Source organism: Amycolatopsis sp. NPDC059027 (assembly GCF_042739735.1).
GTDB lineage: Bacteria > Actinomycetota > Actinomycetes > Mycobacteriales > Pseudonocardiaceae > Amycolatopsis.
Window position 1 is genome coordinate 51,279 of sequence record NZ_JBHYIK010000050.1, and the last position, 17,762, is coordinate 69,040.

At 65.6% G+C, this 17,762-nt stretch carries 15 protein-coding genes; 9 read left to right on the forward strand and 6 right to left on the reverse strand.

The window, feature by feature from the left end:
• Window positions 1-22: 22 nt before the first annotated feature.
• The 8 genes from ACFWY9_RS30215 to thiL all read left to right on the forward strand — a co-directional run bounded on the left by ACFWY9_RS30215 (window position 23) and on the right by thiL (window position 8,654).
• Window positions 23-1,375: a TrpB-like pyridoxal phosphate-dependent enzyme gene (locus ACFWY9_RS30215; RefSeq protein WP_378340468.1), complete on the forward strand. Its 1,353-nt coding sequence runs from the start codon at window positions 23-25 to the stop codon at window positions 1,373-1,375.
• A 39-nt stretch (window positions 1,376-1,414) separates the two neighbouring features.
• Window positions 1,415-2,200: a helix-turn-helix domain-containing protein gene (locus ACFWY9_RS30220; RefSeq protein ID WP_378340469.1), complete on the forward strand. Its 786-nt coding sequence runs from the start codon at window positions 1,415-1,417 to the stop codon at window positions 2,198-2,200.
• 144 nt (window positions 2,201-2,344) lie between these two features.
• Window positions 2,345-3,526 carry a 4-hydroxybenzoate 3-monooxygenase gene (locus tag ACFWY9_RS30225; RefSeq protein ID WP_378340470.1) on the forward strand — a complete coding sequence of 394 codons (1,182 nt, stop codon included), beginning with the start codon at window positions 2,345-2,347 and terminating at the stop codon, window positions 3,524-3,526.
• Window positions 3,527-3,699: 173 nt separating this feature from the next.
• Window positions 3,700-4,902: a transporter gene (locus ACFWY9_RS30230; RefSeq protein ID WP_378340471.1), complete on the forward strand. Its 1,203-nt coding sequence runs from the start codon at window positions 3,700-3,702 to the stop codon at window positions 4,900-4,902.
• 374 nt (window positions 4,903-5,276) lie between these two features.
• Window positions 5,277-5,657, forward strand: coding sequence for a phosphoribosyl-ATP pyrophosphohydrolase (locus tag ACFWY9_RS30235; RefSeq protein ID WP_378340472.1), 381 nt, complete (start codon window positions 5,277-5,279; stop codon window positions 5,655-5,657).
• A gap of 1 nt (window position 5,658) precedes the next feature.
• Window positions 5,659-6,852 (forward strand): hypothetical protein, encoded by a 1,194-nt coding sequence (locus ACFWY9_RS30240; protein ID WP_378328180.1) that lies wholly within the window; start codon window positions 5,659-5,661, stop codon window positions 6,850-6,852.
• Window positions 6,849-7,529, forward strand: a complete 681-nt coding sequence (locus ACFWY9_RS30245; protein WP_378328179.1) for an HIT domain-containing protein — start codon at window positions 6,849-6,851, stop codon at window positions 7,527-7,529. Before ACFWY9_RS30240 ends, ACFWY9_RS30245 begins: the two co-directional genes overlap by 4 nt.
• A gap of 12 nt (window positions 7,530-7,541) precedes the next feature.
• Window positions 7,542-8,654 (forward strand): thiamine-phosphate kinase, encoded by a 1,113-nt coding sequence (gene thiL / locus ACFWY9_RS30250; protein WP_378340478.1) that lies wholly within the window; start codon window positions 7,542-7,544, stop codon window positions 8,652-8,654.
• Between the two features lie 57 nt (window positions 8,655-8,711).
• On the opposite strand, the gene ACFWY9_RS30255 is transcribed toward thiL, so the two are convergent.
• Window positions 8,712-9,593, reverse strand: a complete 882-nt coding sequence (locus ACFWY9_RS30255; protein WP_378328178.1) for an S-4TM family putative pore-forming effector — start codon at window positions 9,591-9,593, stop codon at window positions 8,712-8,714.
• 709 nt (window positions 9,594-10,302) lie between these two features.
• Window positions 10,303-11,343, reverse strand: coding sequence for a DUF2891 domain-containing protein (locus ACFWY9_RS30260; protein ID WP_378340473.1), 1,041 nt, complete (start codon window positions 11,341-11,343; stop codon window positions 10,303-10,305).
• 528 nt (window positions 11,344-11,871) lie between these two features.
• On the opposite strand from ACFWY9_RS30260, the gene ACFWY9_RS30265 reads away from it, so the two are divergent.
• Window positions 11,872-12,300: a TIGR03668 family PPOX class F420-dependent oxidoreductase gene (locus ACFWY9_RS30265; protein ID WP_378340474.1), complete on the forward strand. Its 429-nt coding sequence runs from the start codon at window positions 11,872-11,874 to the stop codon at window positions 12,298-12,300.
• 234 nt (window positions 12,301-12,534) lie between these two features.
• Here ACFWY9_RS30265 and mptB read toward each other — a convergent pair whose 3' ends face one another.
• The 4 genes from mptB to ACFWY9_RS30285 form a co-directional block, all read right to left on the reverse strand.
• A complete protein-coding gene (mptB, locus tag ACFWY9_RS30270) occupies window positions 12,535-14,124 on the reverse strand; it encodes a polyprenol phosphomannose-dependent alpha 1,6 mannosyltransferase MptB (protein WP_378340475.1) in 1,590 nt (529 codons plus the stop codon).
• An 82-nt stretch (window positions 14,125-14,206) separates the two neighbouring features.
• Window positions 14,207-15,859, reverse strand: coding sequence for a nickel ABC transporter ATP-binding protein NikE (nikE, locus tag ACFWY9_RS30275; RefSeq protein WP_378340476.1), 1,653 nt, complete (start codon window positions 15,857-15,859; stop codon window positions 14,207-14,209).
• Window positions 15,856-16,770: an ABC transporter permease gene (locus ACFWY9_RS30280; RefSeq protein ID WP_378323341.1), complete on the reverse strand. Its 915-nt coding sequence runs from the start codon at window positions 16,768-16,770 to the stop codon at window positions 15,856-15,858. Before ACFWY9_RS30280 ends, nikE begins: the two co-directional genes overlap by 4 nt.
• On the reverse strand, window positions 16,767-17,762 hold a 996-nt coding region (locus ACFWY9_RS30285; protein WP_378340477.1), incomplete at its 5' end, for an ABC transporter permease. The genes ACFWY9_RS30280 and ACFWY9_RS30285, both read right to left, overlap by 4 nt.

Genomic DNA, 17,762 nt, shown 5'->3' on the forward strand with positions numbered 1-17,762 from the left:
GTTCGCCGACCTAGGAGGCGTGATGTCCGGACGCACGAAGTACACCCTGGACGAGGCCGATCTCCCCACCCGGTGGTACAACGTCGTCCCCGATCTGCCCGAGCCGCCACCGCCGCCGCTGCATCCGGGCACCCGCGAGCCGATCGGGCCGGAGGATCTGGCGCCGCTGTTCCCGCAGGCGCTCATCGCCCAGGAGGTGTCCGGCGAGTCGTATGTCGAGATCCCGGAAGAAGTCCTGGACGTCTACCGGCTGTGGCGGCCTTCGCCGTTGTTCCGCGCGCGGCGGCTGGAGAAGGCGCTGGGCACTCCCGCGCGCATCTACTACAAGTACGAGGGTGTCAGCCCGGTCGGTTCGCACAAGCCGAACACCGCCGTGCCGCAGGCGTTCTACAACGCGGCCGAGGGGGTCACGCGGCTGACCACCGAGACCGGGGCCGGCCAGTGGGGCAGCGCGCTGGCGTTCGCGTGCGCGCAGTTCGGGCTGGACTGCGAGGTCTGGCAGGTGCGCGCGTCCTACGACCAGAAGCCGTATCGCAAGCTGATGATGGAGACGTTCGGCGCGACGGTGCACCCGAGCCCGTCGGAGCTGACCGCGTCCGGAAAGGCGATCCTGGCGGCCGATCCGCACTCGACCGGCAGCCTGGGGATCGCGATCAGCGAAGCGGTGGAGCAGGCGGCGGCGGATCCCGCGGCACGGTACGCGCTGGGCAGCGTGCTCAACCACGTCCTGCTGCACCAGACGGTCATTGGCGAGGAGGCGCTGCGGCAGTTCGAGCTGGCAGGGGACACGCCGGACCTGATCGTCGGCTGCACCGGCGGCGGCTCGAACTTCGGCGGGCTCGCTTTCCCGTTCCTGCGGGAGAAACTGGCCGGGCGGATGGACCCGGTGATCCGCGCGGTCGAACCGGCGGCGTGCCCGTCGCTGACGCGCGGGACCTACGCGTACGACTTCGGTGACACCGCGGGGCTGACGCCGTTGCTGAAGATGCACACGCTGGGCCACGAGTTCATCCCGGACCCGATCCACGCCGGTGGGCTGCGCTACCACGGGATGGCGCCGCTGCTGTCCCACATCTACGAGCTGGGCCTGTTCGAGGCGGTCGCGATCGGGCAGCGGGAGTGTTTCGCCGCGGGGGTGCGGTTCGCGCGCGCCGAGGGCATCATCCCGGCGCCGGAGCCGACGCACGCCCTGGCGGCCTGCGTGCGGGAAGCGTTGCGGTGCAAGGAAACCGGGGAGGAGAAGGTGATACTGACCGCGCTGTGCGGGCACGCGCACCTGGACCTCCCGGCGTATGGCGCGTATCTGGCGGGGGAGATGACCGACAACGACCTCTCGGAGGAGGCGCTGAGCGCGGCGCTGGCGACGCTGCCCTGAGCCCGTGGCGTGGCCGTCTCGGCGGTAATGTGGCTGCCGATGCCGGAACCTCGCCAAGCCGCGAAGCCGCCTTCGACGTTCCCGGCGAAGGTGTCGCACGGCAGCGGCTGGCTCGACCACGGCTTCCACATGGACCCCCACTCCCACACCGACGGGCAGCTGGTGTACGCGGCATCCGGGGTCGTGGCCACCACGACGGAGCGGGGGAGCTGGGTCGCGCCGGCCAGCCGGGTGACGTGGACGCCGCCGGGCTTCGTGCACTCCCACCGCTTCTACGGCAGGACCGACGCTCGTCTCGTCGTCATCCCCGCCGACGTTTGCGGGGATCTCGTGGCGCATCCCAGCGTGTTCGCGGTGAGTCCGTTGCTGCGCGAGGTCCTGCTGGCGCTGACCGATCGGCGGGAGACCCGTCCCGGCGCCCGTGAACGGCTGCGCGCGGTGGTGCTCGACGAACTCGTCGAGGCCCCCGACCAGTCCGTGCACCTGCCGGAGCCGCGCGACGACCGGCTGCGTGCCGTCACCGATCTGCTGCGCGCCGATCCCGCCACGGCCGCGACACTGGCCGAGCTTGGCCGGACCGCGGGCGCGAGCGCGCGCACGCTGAGCAGGCTGTTCCACACCGAGCTCGGGATGAGTTTCCACCACTGGCGCACCATCCTGCGCATCCACCACGCCCTGGTCCAGCTCACCGACGGCCGGTCCGTCACCGACACCGCGATCGCGTGCGGCTGGTCCAACCCCACGAGCTTCATCGAGGCGTTCACCGCCATCGTCGGCCAGACTCCCGGGCGCTACCAGGCCGATCTGCGCGCCGGCGGCAGGTAGCCGCTCAGGTTGGCGACTTTCCGGTATCGGCTGTCCGGTTACCGGTGGTCGGCAACCCGTCATGGGGCGATTGTGGTGATCGACAGCGGTTGCGGAACCCGGCGCTGTCGATCATCGGGCTTATTCGAGGAAATAGGGAAACACATGAGTGAAACAGCTGAGAAAACTGCCGTGGTCATCGTCGGCGGCGGTGTCGCCGGACTCGCGCTCGGCAATTTCCTGCTGCGCAGTGGTATCGAATGCGTCATTGTGGAGAAGCACAGCCGGGACTATGTCGAGCGCCGGCAACGGGCCGGGGCGCTCGACGGCCGCGGGGTGCGGATGTTCCGTGAGTGGGGCCTCGAAGAGGTCATGGGCGGCTCCTCCGCCGCGCCCCTCGAATCGGAGGGAATGCCGCTGCGGATCGAGGGAGAACTGCGGCATTGGACGGCCGGGTGGGACGATGGCGAGGAGCGGGACGGCGCGGGTGTCTTCTGCCCCCAGCAGGTTCTCGTCCGGAACCTCATCGAGGTCTTCCTCCGCGACGGGGGCGATCTGCGCTTCGAAGCGGGCGACATCTCCCTGGAGGACCTCGACGGCGAGCGCCCGCTGGTCCGCTACCGGGACGCCGCGGGCGCGGCGAAGGTGATCAGCTGCGACTTCGTCGCGGGCTGCGACGGCTACCAGGGCGTCAGCAGGGCGTCCATTCCCGCCGACGTTCTCACCTGCTACTCCCATGAGTTCGGGTACGCGTGGCTGGCCGTCCTGGCCGAGGTGCCCGCGGATCCGCCCGCCGTGACGGCGGTGCACTCGCGCGGCTTCGCCGCACAGATCACGCGCGGTCCGGACGCGAGCCGGCTCTACCTGCAGTGCCCGCTCACCGACACCCTCGAGGACTGGCCGGACGAGCGGATCTGGAGCGAGCTGGCGGCCCGGTTCGGCGAACCCGTGGCGGTCACCGGCCGGATCGCCGACAGGCAGCTCGTGCCGCTCCGGTGTGTGGTGTTCAGCCCCATGAGCCATGGCAGGCTCTTCCTGCTCGGGGACGCGGCACATCTCGTTTCCCCGATGAGCGCGAAAGGGATGAGCCTCGCCCTTCGCGACGTCGAAGTTTTCGCGCGTGCAGTCGTGCACCAGATCGAGAAGGACGATCCGAGTCTGCTCGGAGAATACTCCGAGACCTGCCTGAAGCACATCTGGGACGTGCAGACATTCGCCGTCGGGGTCACCGAAACAATACACAACGCCGGTGACGCCTCCTACGAAGGTGAGTTCCGCAAGCAAATCGCCCGCACCGAACTGGAACGCATGGTCGCGCCCGCCGCGGTGGACCGCGTTTCCGGGTAACCGGCCGCTTGACGGACGCGGGTGCGCCGGGAAAAGGATCTTGGGCCGCCCGGCAGCACCCGTGTCCGGCCACCAGGGCAATTTTGTCCACCTGATTGCCGGAATGACCCGGACGAACCGGACCGATAGCGTGAGCTGGCTCTGGCGGTTCCACCGCTGTCCTGGGAGGAAGAATGCACTCACGAAGACCGATGAACGCCGCCCGGAAACTGGCGCTGGCGGCGCTGGCTCTCGTTTCGATCTCGCTGTCCGTCGCCACTCCGGCCGCGCAGGCGGCCACGCCCACCGTCGGCGAGCGCAACACGCCGGCACCGATCACGTTCGACACCTGCTACGCCCCGAACGCGACCGGTCCCTGGACCAAGAACCGCTTCGGCAGTTGCACGAAGACGCGGCTGAGCTACAAGCGTTACGCCTGTCCCGACGCGGGCTGCGCCGTCGACGGCACCGCGAGTGCCTTCGTCACCACGATCAGCAATCTCGTCCCCGGGACCCGCCAGGTCCTGGTCGGGCATCAGATGGGTGGCTTCTACACCGATCTCCCGGAGACCACCCGCATCGGCCTGGCGATCGAGTGCGTCCCGAAGAACACGTCCGGCACCGCGCGGTGCGACCAGCCATCGGCGACCATCGTCAAGAGCATCGCCGAGTGGCGGACCCAGATGAACGAGTTCACCACGCTCGCCTTCGACGGCGAGGACCTGCCCGATCCCGCTCAGCCGCCCGAAATCCAGGCGGAGAAGCGCACCGGATACACGCTCTCGTACCGGATGTTCGTCGAAGAGCCGCCGGGCACTCGTTCGGAGCTGACCACCGGCGCTTCCTCCTTCGGCGTGCGGTGCGACGTCGTCCGGCAGCTCAACCCCTCTTATGGACGCGGCGCCGACTGCGCCTTCCCGCACGAGACGTACTTCTACGTCGACCGGGCGGACGCACTCAACGCCGAGTCGGCACGTCTGATCTCCGACGGGATCGTGGGTTCCTCGGCCGCGTACCCGCCGCTCGGCGGCGGCTGGTTTATCCCGGGCTACCCCGGTGTCGGCGGCCGCGAAGTCTGGCGCCGTCCGCTCACGCGGCAGTACTACGACACGGCTTCCCAGCAGGCGCACCGCGCCGTCGCAGAGAACAGCTGTGTCACCCGCTGGGGACCGGACTACCAGCAGCGGCCCGGCGGAGGGACCAACGTGTGCGCCGCGTTCCCGTTCGACGCCACGCGCCAGGGCGCAACGCCCAGGGGCGGCACGCCAGGGCCGACCTACGTCGTGCGGCCGGTGGCCACCGCGGACTACCAGGAACTGCTGACGCGGCTGCAGACTTTCCTCGCGGACAACCACATTCTCGACGGCGACAATTACTGGGTGTACCCCGTGAACTGAGTCCGCACATCCTGAATGGGACGTGTCCTTTAAGGCTGACATCACACGGACGGGTGATCCTTCTCTGGTGAAGGCAAGCCGCCTGCTACGGGGCCGCCGGGCCGAGTCGAACTGGCGGTGGTCTGAATCTGCCGCAAGGTTCCTGATCCGTGTTCAGCCGAGATCGTCCGGAGGGACGGGCGCCTGCGAGGCACATCGGTTCGTGTTATTGGCCTGTGGCCTGGTAGCCGACTGGCCGCTCACGGTGCCGATAGAGCTGTGCGGGCGTGGCCCGCTCCTGGCGCTCGGCGTGCCGCAGGAACCGTGAGGCTCCTCTACCGTTACGGTAGAGGAGCCTCAGCGGACCGGCCTCCACCCACCGAAGGGACGTCCCGATGGTCGCAAGCCAAGTCGACTCCTACCGCAAGCTTGTCCGCGATAGGATTCCGGAGATCATCCGCGGAGCGGGGGATCTGCCGGTGTGCGACAGGATAGCCGACGACGCGGACTACATCGCTGGTCTGATTGATAAGGCGTACGAAGAACTGGCGGAATTACGAGAAGCGCGTGGTGCGGAGCGTGTCAATGAATTGGCGGATGTCTTTGAGGTCCTGAGCGCGCTGATCGACACAATGGGCTCTTCTTTGGTCGATGTCGCCGAGGCCGCAGCGCGGAAGCGAGCGGAGCGGGGCGGCTTCAACGATCGCGTGTGGCTGGAGAAAGTAGTACGAAACACGCAGCAAGGAGATTGGCGGCACTTGGAAGAGCGGTTGTGACGTGGACGAGGGATTGGAGTCGAACGGCGCATGTGAGCAAGACGGGCCGGACGCCTCGCCCACGCTGGTGAACCGTATGATTTCTGTGGCTGACGAGCAACTCTTGAGAGGCTTTGTCGGCAGACTGAAGTGGACAGCCGCTGAGGTTGATTCTCTTCGACGTTTCGGGTTCTCGGATTCATACATGTACGTTCTCCGTCCCGCTGACGGATCAGGCCAGCCGCATGTGGCTAAAATCGGGCCGGCCTCAAAAATTCGGCGGGAGCGTCGTGCGTGGCATTCGGTGCGTGGATATCTTGAGACGGACGATGTGATTCACTGCTCGGATTCGGAGGCGCGCCGCGCAGGTCTTTGTTTTAGGTTGAGATCACGGACTGGGCGCGATACCGATGTGGTCGAGCTCGACGACTATTATCGAAAGGCGTTAGTGGGTGACGGTCGCGCAAAAGATGAGTTGATGGAACACCTGACCGAGGTGTATGACACCATGTCGGGTGCTCATCACGTAGCTCCAATTATCGAGAAACGAACTTACCGTGCACTGTTTACTCGGTACCTGAGGACTGGCGCTAGCACTAACCGCGCGCAGCTCTTGTTTCGAGGTGATGGAACTCCTCTGGAGATCTGCGGCCATGTAGTTTCGGAAGATCCGTTACATTCTCTGCCGAAGCTCCTGGATCGGACTGTTGACACATTCTATGTGTGCGCTGTTCACGGTGACTTGCATCTGAGCAATGTCGTCATCAGTCGAGGTAGACCGCATCTGGTGGATTACGAATGGGCCGGGCTGCGAGATCACCTGGCGAAGGACTTTGTCCTGATGGAGTCGTCACTACGTTTCATGCGGTTTCCACGGCATGTGCACCCCCGAGTGCTGCTTCAGGTCGACAGACTGCTCAACAGTGAATGGGATGTTGAGGTTGCTCGCGAGGGGCTCAGCGCAAAACTCAACCGCTCATCTGCCGTGGCGGTGAATTGCATGCTCGATGTGGTCGGGACTATTCGTAGGCAGTTCGAGTCGATCGTGATGCAGTTCATGCCGATCAAGCGCAGGTGGATGCGTGAGTACTTCACGTGCCTGTATCTGATTCTGGCAGGGCAGCAACGGTTCGACACTTTCCCGCTGACCCGAACGGTGATCAATTTGCAGCAACTTGAGCAGTGGACGCAGGAACTGGGAGGTGAAAAATCATGAGTCGGTTGGAAATCCCTCGAGGTTCCGATATGTCAACGCGATGCGATGAATCGGGGATGTGTGAGATAGCGGACGGAATTGGGGCTAACTGCGGAACGGAACTGAAGCGCTTGATCGAGGCTCGTGCCGATTGGGCTACTATTGTCGATATTGCACCTATTGCACTCGGTCATCTCCTGGTATTCCCATTCGAGCACCTGACGCGGGCCGCGCAGCTGGGCATGGATGGCTTTGCCAAGTACTGGGACTACCTGGCCGAAGCGGCGACGTTCTTGTCCTCCTTCAAGCTAGGGCCTGTGGCCGCGGTCGAGCACGGTTCTCCCGGAATGCGCAGTTCTATGTCCTGTGTGCGCCACTGTCACACGCATGTCTGCCCTATCGAAAATCGGTTTCATTCATTTGACAGGTTTATTTCTGCCGTGGAATCGTTTGTCGATATTGATGATGTTCATTTTGGATGGCAACAGGCATACCGTGCGCTGTCGAGAATGGATGAGTATGTGCTGGTATTTTCGGTGGATTCTATTATTGTCGGCCGACCTCGACCTGGGATACGTCAGATCAGCAGGGCGTTGCTGGCCGCACTGAACGATAACTCCGGGATTTGTGACATAGACTGGGTCTTGGAAGCTGAGAATAAGACATACTTCGATACGTTAAAACTACTCAAGGGATAGCGGGTGCTGAAGATGTCCGGAGAAAAGGATCGCGTTCGATGGATCGCGGACCACCTCATGAGTGTCAACCGAACGCGCAGCGACGGTGAGCTGGCCGAACTAGGCATAGGCTACGTCGCAGGTGTATCGGAACTAGACGACTGTTCTGTGGTGTCGACGCGAGAAGCGGTCGACCTGGTGTTCGGCGCAGACTACGTACGTGGTCCGAAGTTTCACCTCTACGAAGCAGGTTATCTGACCAATTCCGATATTGGACGCTTCTGTGTAACCGCCAACGCAAGTGATATCGCGGCAATGGGTGCGCTGGGGGTAGGATTTTTCTCGATTGTACGCTATCCTCCCGAATTTAGTGACCGCGACTTCTGTGAAGTTATGACGGGAATGGATGAGGCGTGCCAGCAATACGGATTGCGACTTCTTGGTGGAGATACCGGATCGGCAGAGCGACTTATTTTGAGTGGCTTCGCCGTAGGTGTCAATCGGCCGGGTAAGAACTTACTCCGAAGTCGGGCGCGGCCGGGTGACGTCGTCGCGGTCACCGGTCGTGTAGGTGGTGCCGGAGCGGCGGTCATGGCATCTTCCTCGGAATTGGTAGCGCAACTCGAAGCTCGCGTCTGGGAAGAGTTGTTAACGTCATGGACCGGGTTCAATGCCCAAATGGAGGTCGGCCGTGCGTTGGCTGAATTAGATATCCGGATGTCTTGCCAGGACGTATCCGATGGTTTGCGGGCGACAGCTGCGGAGTTGGCTCGCTCTAGTGGGGTCGGGATCGTGTTGGATCTGGAGCGGATCCCGCTGGGGGTAGGTGTTGCCGAGGTCGCCAACCTGGTCGGTCGACGTCCGGAAGAGCTGGCGATTAGCGCTTCAACGGATTTTTGCTTGTGTTTCTCGTGTCCTGAAGAGGCGTTCGGAAGTGTGGCGAAGGCGATCGAAAAGATTGGCGCGAAATGCTATCCTGTTGGTGAATGCGTCGAAGGTGAAGGAGTGCGAACTGTAAACGAAGAAGGCGCCTTGGTGCAAGCTCCTGGTGTTGAGTGGAATCACCAGTCGGAGGACATCAATGTTGTTAAATCAATGATCTTGAAGGGTATTTCTTTAAGTGCGAAACCGTCGGAGAACGAGTGATGCCGGCGATTGGGCTTCAAGTAGTTAAACTTGTTGCAGTGGGTCGATAGTGAGCATCTACGTATCGCTGTTGTATGCATCTACGGCGGCGATGCGCATTATTTGCTCGTTTCTTTCTCTTAATATCCTGTAGAACCAGGAGGGCACTCGGCTGGCGCGCTTACGTGCGTCGAATAGTGCGTCCTGAAAAGTGCGGCAAAGAAATTCGTAGGAACCTAGGGTGTTTTCCCGGTTCTCTTCTCGTAGCGTCTCGATGGCTCGGTCGATTCCAGGCAAGATCAACCGACGGTCATAAAGCGCCCTTGCTTGTGAGAGCACAATTTCGTAGCCAAATATGATCGCCGCGCAACTAGGGGCGAACCAGGTCGATAGTATGGACCAGACGGTCATCGATGTGATTGCACCGACTGCGATACCGGTACTCAGCCAAACGGTGAGAAACCCTACGACGATCCGGCGCCATCGTTCACGAAGCCGGATATCGTAGCTTATATTCGCTCGTTGGCATATCAGTGCGTTCAGTGGCCAGGGAGCGTCGGTGTGTGGATACCAGTCTACGATGGTTTCCACCTTTCCCTTGAAGCGGTAGCTTAGCTCGTGTATTCGTTCCATGTTGATCTTCGAACCCTGGCTCCGATTCCAGGGTATGTCGAAGACATACGTGTCGAACTGCTCTTGTAGCAGGCAGGCTTCGTTTCTCAGCTGACGTGAAGACGGGACAAGAATAAGCGTCGAAATAATTGCCCAGGAAGATCCGATTATGGCTAGCAAATGGTTGGATTGACTGCCATGTATCATTGAGGCTACCGTGGCGAGCATTAGTAGGATGGAGAGAATCATTCTCGCCGACTCTATTCGGGCGACGCGCAGGTTCGCGACCTGCGCGGCTCTGAGGAGGTCTAGCCCAATTTTTGAGTTCTGGCGCTCGTTGATGCTCATCTGATTTCCCGTAGTTTACGCCACTTGGTCGAGGGAGGTCGGCATATGTCGTTGACACTATATTGCTTATTTGATTGACTCGTGATATCGAGTTCGTATCGTGATGAAGTAGAAACCTGGGGTGTCGCTCATTACTCAGGTCGAGTGAAGATCTTCTTGTCCCTTCGGGCAGGCTGAGATTGGAGTGAAGGGCGTCTCAAGTGCGGCAATCGCACGGTGGCGGCCTGGCTGCAGGTGGGTTTTAAACGACCTTGACGCACGGTTCTCAGGGCCGGGTCTGCTCCGGATGCTACGGCCGTGACCCGCTACCAGCGTTTGCGCAACAGGGCGGTGTAAGGGATTGATGTGGTGTCGGGAAAGGCGTCGGCAGGAGACAGTATTCGGAGTAGGACTCCGGGGTCGAGAGTGCGCGAGCATCTCGATCAGAGTTGGCAGGGTCTTTCGGTTTCGATGGTTAGGGTCGTCAGTTGGCGCTGGCGACGGTGTTCTGAAAGGGATGATGACGAGCTTCTCGCGCTGCGTCAGCGACTCGGTCAGTATTACTCGTGTTTGCGCGGTATGATTTTTGGCGCGCCGTGCGTTCGGGAGACCAATGGTGACGTCACTGATCTCAGTTTCTCGCCACGGCGATAGTGCCGGCGTGCCTGCGCTCAATAGCCACGACAGGAACGTTGGCGGGGCCGGCAGCAGGACAGCGTAGGTGCGGTGCTCAGCCGAGCAGAAGAAGCGCGTAGTAGGCCAGGAAATGCTCGACCTCGTAGGCGCCGCCGGTGAGCTGGGGCAGTGAGGCATGGGTGTGGGTGTACGCGGTGTCGAGCATGGCCGGGACCCGGGCGTCCTCGGCGGGCAGGGCGTGGGCGAGGCGGTGCCAGCACCAGGCGCGGTGCAGGTTGAGCCCGTGCAGATGGGCGATCAGCCCGTCGGCGGGATCGGTCACGGTCACCGGAGTGAACAGGGCGGCGGGTTCGCGCCCGGCGATGCCGGGCAGGAACCCGCTCAGCCAGCGGGCGAACTCGGCCGAGGGGAGAAGCCGCGTCATGAGTTCGGCTTCGGCCAGTGCCGGGGACAGGAAGTCGGTCCCGGAAGGCTCCCAGGCGCCCGGGTAGTCACGATCGGAGCCGAACCAGCGCCAGGCCGTCTCGGTGACGGCCCGGCGCAGCCGCGGATCGCCTTGCTGGGCGAGGTATTCCGCGTAGGGCAGGGCACGGGAAAGCCCGAAGGCGCCGTTGGTGTGTACGCCGTGCCGGACCGGGTAGGTGGCCTTCGCCAGCCAGGCGAGATAGCGGGTCACGAAAAGCGCGCTCAGCTCGTGCAGGCCGGTCGACCAGCGCGCGGCGTCTGGATCGTCCCAGGTGGCGACCTCGACGGTCAGGTCCAGCAATGCCGACCAGCCGTAGGGGCGTTGGGTGGCGCGGTGTTCCTCCGGCGCGAAGGAGGCGAGTTCGGCCTTCAGCGCCTGAGGGGTCAGATGCTCGTTGAGCGTGCTGCGGATCTTCGTGGCGGGCACGAGTTCGGGGTGACGACGCAGCAGGCGCACCAGCACCCAGAACATCTCCACGCAGGAATGCCAGTCGCAACTTCCGTAGAAGCAGGGGTGCAGTTCCCGTGGGGCGGGGATGGGTTTGCCCTCGATGTGCCAGTGGAACTCGCAGTGCGGATACTCGCGCACCACGTTCGCCAGCGCGGTTTCGGCCAGATCACCGGCGTGGGCCGTCAGCAACCGGACTCGTTCGCTCTCCCACGCGGTCATCGACGTACTCCTTCGGAATCGTCCGGCCCGGAGTCGCAGGGTACCCAGCGAGACGAACCGGGCATTGGCGCCCCCGGGGGGGGGGGGGCGGCCGCGCCCGGGGGGGGGTGTCGCCGCCCCCCCCCCCGACGCCGGCCTCGGCACCCAGTCGCTGGTCTCCCCCGCGCTGTCCTGAGCGCTTCGGGCTACTTCCCCTTGTCCTCGGCGCGGTGCTTCCCGCCGCCGCCCGAGTTGTTGATTTCCTGCGTCCGATCCGGATTGCCGTTGGAGCTGCTGGTATCGCTCTTGCTCTCGTGCTTGCCCATCTCGTCCCCCGTCCAGTGTGGTCCTCACTCGAGTTATTCACCGTGGCTAATATCTGCTGAGACCACAAGTCCTGGTGCGGCGCCTCAAACTGGTGGGTGACGCAGCTTCCTCCCCAAGGCGCAATGTGCCTCCGGGTGATGACAAGCGTCAACGGTCGTGGTGCCTGTGTGGGTGGGTTTCGTCCACAGGAGCCGTGACCTTTCCGGCAGTAATGTGGACGGTATGCGAATGTCACCCGGCCAGGCCAGGGAGCGATTCACCGCGGCGCGGGTGGCGCGGCTCGCGACGGCGTCGGCCGACGGCGTGCCGCATCTGGTGCCGGTGACGTTCGCGGTGTCGGGGGACGTCGTGGTGTTCGCCGTGGACCACAAACCGAAGAGCACGACGGCGTTGCGCCGGCTGCGGAACATCGTGGCGAACCCGGCGGTGTGTTTTCTCGCCGACGGCTACGACGAGGACTGGTCGCGGCTGTGGTGGGCACGGGCGGACGGCGTGGCCAGGGTGCTCACCGACGACGCCGACCGGGCGGAGCCGCTGCGGTGGTTGCGGGCGAGGTATCCGCAGTACGCCGAGCGCCCGCCGGAGCACGCGGTGGTGAGCACGCTGGTCCACACCTGGAGTGGCTGGCAGTCCGCGGTCGCGACGCCGTGAAGGCCTCCTTACCGGCGGTGAGCGTTGTGAAGGAGGCCTTTACGGACGTCTACAGGCTAATGGCTGCCGCTGACGGCGGGCCCGGCTGCCTCACTCCGACCCACTGCGCTGTCCTGAACGCTCCGTTGGCGACGGTGAACGTCTCGAACGCGTCGTTCACGACACTGGCATGGCAGCGCGGGCGGCACGCCTCCTGTCTCGAACGTGAGGGGGCCTTCACGGACGTCGGCGGGGTTAGCGGGTGCCGCTGGCGGCAGGTTCGCCGGGCTTCTCCGCCGGTGGTGTGGGCGGCAGGAAGGTGTCCACGGGTTTGCGGCGCCACGCGGCGACCAGGCCGAGCGGGTCGGGCCGCAAGAGGGACGCGGCGGCGTAGAGGCTCGCGGCGATGACGATGGCGATGAACCACCAGTCGTAGAGTGCCTGTTCCCCGGTCGGGTAGTAGACCAGGGTGACGAACACCGACACCGCGACGACGGCCGAAAGGTTGCGCCGCTGCCACTTGTACGTCGAGAGCAGTACGAAGCCCCAGGTCAGGTACCAGGGCAGGGTCGGCGGGAAGAGGATCGCGACGGCGAGCAGGACGACCGCGGCGCGGAAGATGGCCTCCTTGCCACCGCCGCGGGCCAGCCACCACTGCCAGACGCCGAAGACGGCGAGGCCGATCATCGCGATGGCGCGGGCGACGGTGACGAACGGGGACGGCTGGACGTCGACGATCAGGTGCACGAGCGAGTAGAAGATCTCGCCGATCCCGGTCGGGAAGTTCAGCCAGTTCGCGATGAGCTGCGGCGCCTTGAGCCCGGCGAACCAGCCGAGGTTCAGCGAGCCGAGCGAGACCCAGGTGCCGAGCACGAACACCGGGAGGAAGAGGGCGACCGACGCGGCGCCCGCGCGCAGGAAGTTGCGGACCTTCGACTCGCCGGGCAGGTGGTTGGCCCACACCCACACCAGGAACGGCAGCGCGATGGCGGCGGTCGGCTTGATCAGCATGCCGAGCGTGACCAGCACGATCGCGACGACGTGTTTGCGTTCCAGTGCGGCGAGGACGCCGATGGTGAGGAACGCGAGCATCATCAGGTCGTTGTGCGGGCCGCCGAAGAGGTGGATGACCATCATCGGGCTGGCGACGGCGAGCCACAGCGTCACCGGCAGCTTGCCGCCGAGGTGACGGACCAGCCGGGGCAGCGCCCACAGGGTCCCGGCGAGGCCGGCGAGCAGCACGACGCGGGTGAGGATGACGCCGGGGATCATGTTGTCGCCGGTGAGGGCGACGATTCCCTTGGACAGCAGCAGGAACAGCGGCCCGTACGGGGCGGGCGTGGTCTGCCACAGCGGGTGCACGTTCTGCACGACGTTGGGCAGGACGTTGAGTTCGGCGGGCCCGTTGGCGTACGGATCGAGGCCGTGCAGCAGCTGGGCGCCCTGGCCGAGGTAGGAGAAGACGTCGCGGGTGAACAGCGGCGGCGAGATCAGCAGCGGCGCCATCCAGCAGAACGCGGCGATCAGGACCGGCTTGCTGCCGACGCGCCCGGCGAGCACGTACCGGCCGAGCCGGACCCAGGCCCAGACGACGAGCGCGAAGCCGACGTACAGCACGGCGTTGGCCAGCATCCGGCCGTGGCCGTAGCGGATCCACGACATCGGGCCCTGGCCGAGTACCGGGTCGTGGATCAGGATGCCCCCGGCGCCGAACGCCCCTAGCATGAGCAACGTGCTGCCCACGGTGCCCATGGCGATGGTCCGGTAGGGGAATCGCGAGGGCACGCGAAGGTCGCCCACGGACGGTGCCGGGGACAGCGGTGCCGGTTCTGTCGTAGTCGCCATTTCGTTGCAGAAGATTACACACCGCACCTGTGTGACTGTGCGGCAGCAGCCGATTCCGGCGCCCGGCGGTAAGATCGTGCGATCACCGGTCGGCCGCCGTCCGTGCGGCGGTGCCGCCGGGCAGCGCGGCCAGCAGGGACTTCGTGTAGTCGTGGTGCGGGTCGAGCAGGACCTGTTCGACGGTGCCGGTTTCGACCAGTTCGCCCCGGTACATCACGGCCACCCGGTCGGCGATGTTCCAGGCCAGCCCGAGGTCGTGGGTGATCACGAGCGCGGCGAGGCCGAGCTGCCGTCGCAGGCGCAGCAGCAGTCCGAGGATCTCACCGCGCACGGACGCGTCGAGGGAGGCCACCGGCTCGTCGGCGACGAGCACGGAGGGTTCCAGCGCGAGTGCTCCCGCGATCACGACGCGCTGGCGTTGCCCGCCGGACAGTTCGTGCGGGAGCCTGCCGAGGAACTTCTCCGGCGGCCGCAGTTCCGCGGCCTCCAGCGCCTTGAGGACGGTCGCGCGTTCGTCGGCGAGGCCGTGGATGCGGGGGCCTTCGGCGACGGCCTCGTACACGGTGTGGGCGGGGTTGAGCGCGCTCGCCGGGTCCTGCAGGACCAGCTGCACCTGCCGCCGGTAGGCCCGCAGGCCCGCGCCGCCGGACGGCACCGGGTCGCCGTCGTAGGTGACTTCGCCGGAGTCGGGTTTCTGCAGGCCGAGCAGGGTACGGGCGAGTGTGGTCTTGCCGGAGCCGGACTGGCCGACCAGCGCGACGATCTCGTCGCGGTGCACGGCGAGGTCGACGCCGGCGACGGCCTGGATGCGTTTCCCGGTCCGGTCGCGGAAGCCGACCCGCAGGTCCTTCGCGGCGAGCAGCGGTGTCCCGCCGGGTGCGCCGCGGTTCTCCGGTTCGGGTGGCAGCGGGGTGCTGGTGGCGGGCGCGAACCGGGAGACGGGGTCGCCGACGGTCGGGAAGGCGGCGGCCAGCGCGCGGCTGTGCTCGTGCCGGGGCGCGCTCATCAGCTCCGCGCTGGGCCCTTCCTCGACGATCTCGCCGTCGTACATGACCGCGATGCGTTCGCAGGTGGCGGCGAGCACGGACAGGTCGTGGCTGATCATGATCAGGCCGATGTCCTGTTCGTGGACGAGCTTGCCGAGCAGCGCGAGCACCTGGGCCTGGACGATGACGTCGAGGGCGGTGGTCGGCTCGTCGGCGATGATGAGCCGGGGCGAGCAGGCCAGCGCCATGGCGATCATGACGCGTTGTTTCTGCCCGCCGGACAGCTCGTGCGGATACGCACCGGCCCGGCCCGGCGGCAGGTCGACCTGCTGAAGCAGCTCGGCGACACGCGCGTCGACTTCGGCGTCGGTGGGCGCTTTGTCGCCGGGTGGGTGGAGCCGGATGGGCTCGGCGATCTGCTCGCCGATGCGGCGGACCGGGTTGAGCGCGTGCATGGCGCCCTGGAACACGACCGACGCCTCGGCCCAGCGGACGGCGCGCAGCCGTCCCCAGCGCATCGCGGTGACGTCCTCGCCGTCGAGCAGGATCTCGCCGGTGACCTTCGCGCTGCGCGGCAGCAGCCGCAGGACGCTCATCGCGACCGTCGACTTCCCGGAGCCGGACTCCCCCGCGACCCCGAGCGTGCCGCCGGGCTCGAGCCGCAGGCCGACGCCCCGGACGGCGGTGACCTCTCCCCCGCCGGTGCGGTAGCTGACGCCGAGGTTTTTCAGTTCCAGCAACGGATTCACGATCGTTGTCCCTTGAGCCGCGGGTTCAGCACGGTCTCCAAACCGCGTCCGACGAGGGTGAAGAACAGCACGACCAGGACGATGGCGATACCCGGCGGCAGCAGGTTCCACCAGGCGCCCTTGCTGACGGCGCCGTTGTTGAGCGCGGTTTCGAGCATGGCTCCCCAGGACACGGCGTTCGGATCGCCGACGCCGAGGAAGGACAGGGTCGCGTCGGCGATGATCGAGTTGCCGACGACCAGGGTGGTGTTGGCCAGTACCAGCGGCATGACGCCGGGCAGCACGTGTTTGCCGACGATGTGCAGGTGCCCGCCGCCGAGCGCCTTGGCGCGTTCGATGTAGGGCCTGCTCTCGATCGTCAGCGTCTGGGCCCGCACGAGCCGGGCGGTGCTGGGCCAGGCGGTGACGCCGATGGCGATGATGATGGTGCCGATGCCCTGCGGCATGACCGCGGACAGCGCGATGGCGAGCACGAGCGAGGGCAGTACGAGGAAGAAGTCGGTGAACCGCAGCAGGACCGCCGACACCCAGCCGCCGAAGTGCGCGGCGGTGATGCCGATGAGGGTACCGATCAGGACCGACAGGACGGTCGCGGAGAACCCGACGAGCAGCGAGACCCGGGTGCCCCACAACGTCATCAGCAGCACCGAGCGGCCGTCGATGTCGGTGCCGAGCCAGTACTGCGCGCTGGGCGGGTTGAGCGGCCCGCCGGTCGCCTTCGTGACATCCAGACCGGAGCTGTCGGAGATGACCGGCATCAGCAGGGCCGCGAGCACGGTGACGCCGAGGCAGACGAGCCCGATCAGGCCGGGCTTCTGGCTCGCGAACTCGTGCCAGGTCTTGGCGATCGACGCGCGGCGCCGTCGCCAGGCGATGGTGCGCGGGCTCTCGGCTTTTTCGGTGGTGGTCACGTGGTCCGCACCCTCGGGTCGAGCACGCGGTAGAGCAGTTCCGCGAGCAGGTTCATCAGGACCACCGAACCGGCGAGCACGACGAAGACGCCTTGCAGCACCGGCAGATCGGGTCCGTGCAGGGAGGTGTAGACCAGCTGGCCGAGACCCGGCCAGCTGAACACGGCCTCGACGGTGACCGCGCCGGAGACGACCATGCCGAACTGCATGAACACCAGCGTGACCGTGGGCAGGAGCGCGTTGGGCACGGCGTGGCGCCGCCGGACGAGGTCGTCGCGCAGGCCCTTGGCGCGGGCGGTGGTGAGGTAGTCCGCGTTCATCTCGCCCAGCAGCGACGAGCGCATGATGAGCATGTACTGGGCGTAGAACACCGCGAGCAGGGTCAGGCACGGCAGGATCAGGTGGTGCAGGACGTCGAGGGTCTGCGGCAGAAGCCCGGGCGCGGCATCGGGTGAGTGCATGCCGCGGCTGGGGAACACGCCGTTGGTGACGACCAGCAGGATCAGCCCGAGCCAGAACTGCGGGACCGACCACAGGGTCAGCGCGATCCCGGTCTGGGCGCGGTCGAAGAAGCTGTCGCGCTTCCACGCCGCGCGGATGCCCAGCCACAGCCCGAGCGCGACGGCGAGCACGGTGGCGCTGCCGACGAGCAGGACGGTGGGCCAGAGCCGTTCGCCGATCATGTCGATGACCGGGCGCCGCTCGAGGTAGGACGTGCCGAAGTCGCCTTGCAGCAACCCGCCGAGGTAGCTGAAGAACTGACTCAGCACGGGCTTGTCGACGCCGAGCTGTTCGCGCAGTTCGGCCAGCTGCTGGGGGCTGGTGGGCCGGTCGCGGATCATGAACGCGACCGGGTCGCCGGGCAGCATCCGGAACAGGAAGAAGCCGAGCACGACTACCAGCACGACGCTGGCGAGTGCGCCGCCGATCTTGGTCAGGACGAACCGGAGGGTTCCGGTCCCGGCGGGGCGGGCGTGGGGGGGGGCCCCCCG

Bases quoted from the DNA above. Each gene is read 5' to 3' on its own strand.
- ACFWY9_RS30215 (WP_378340468.1), top strand. From the start codon at position 23: ATGTCCGGACGCACGAAGTACACCCTGGACGAGGCCGATCTCCCCACC.
- ACFWY9_RS30220 (WP_378340469.1), top strand. From the start codon at position 1,415: ATGCCGGAACCTCGCCAAGCCGCGAAGCCGCCTTCGACGTTCCCGGCG.
- ACFWY9_RS30225 (WP_378340470.1), top strand. From the start codon at position 2,345: ATGAGTGAAACAGCTGAGAAAACTGCCGTGGTCATCGTCGGCGGCGGT.
- ACFWY9_RS30230 (WP_378340471.1), top strand. From the start codon at position 3,700: ATGCACTCACGAAGACCGATGAACGCCGCCCGGAAACTGGCGCTGGCG.
- ACFWY9_RS30235 (WP_378340472.1), top strand. From the start codon at position 5,277: ATGGTCGCAAGCCAAGTCGACTCCTACCGCAAGCTTGTCCGCGATAGG.
- ACFWY9_RS30245 (WP_378328179.1), top strand. From the start codon at position 6,849: ATGAGTCGGTTGGAAATCCCTCGAGGTTCCGATATGTCAACGCGATGC.
- thiL (WP_378340478.1), top strand. From the start codon at position 7,542: ATGTCCGGAGAAAAGGATCGCGTTCGATGGATCGCGGACCACCTCATG.
- ACFWY9_RS30255 (WP_378328178.1), bottom strand. From the start codon at position 9,593: ATGAGCATCAACGAGCGCCAGAACTCAAAAATTGGGCTAGACCTCCTC.
- ACFWY9_RS30260 (WP_378340473.1), bottom strand. From the start codon at position 11,343: ATGACCGCGTGGGAGAGCGAACGAGTCCGGTTGCTGACGGCCCACGCC.
- ACFWY9_RS30265 (WP_378340474.1), top strand. From the start codon at position 11,872: ATGCGAATGTCACCCGGCCAGGCCAGGGAGCGATTCACCGCGGCGCGG.
- mptB (WP_378340475.1), bottom strand. From the start codon at position 14,124: ATGGCGACTACGACAGAACCGGCACCGCTGTCCCCGGCACCGTCCGTG.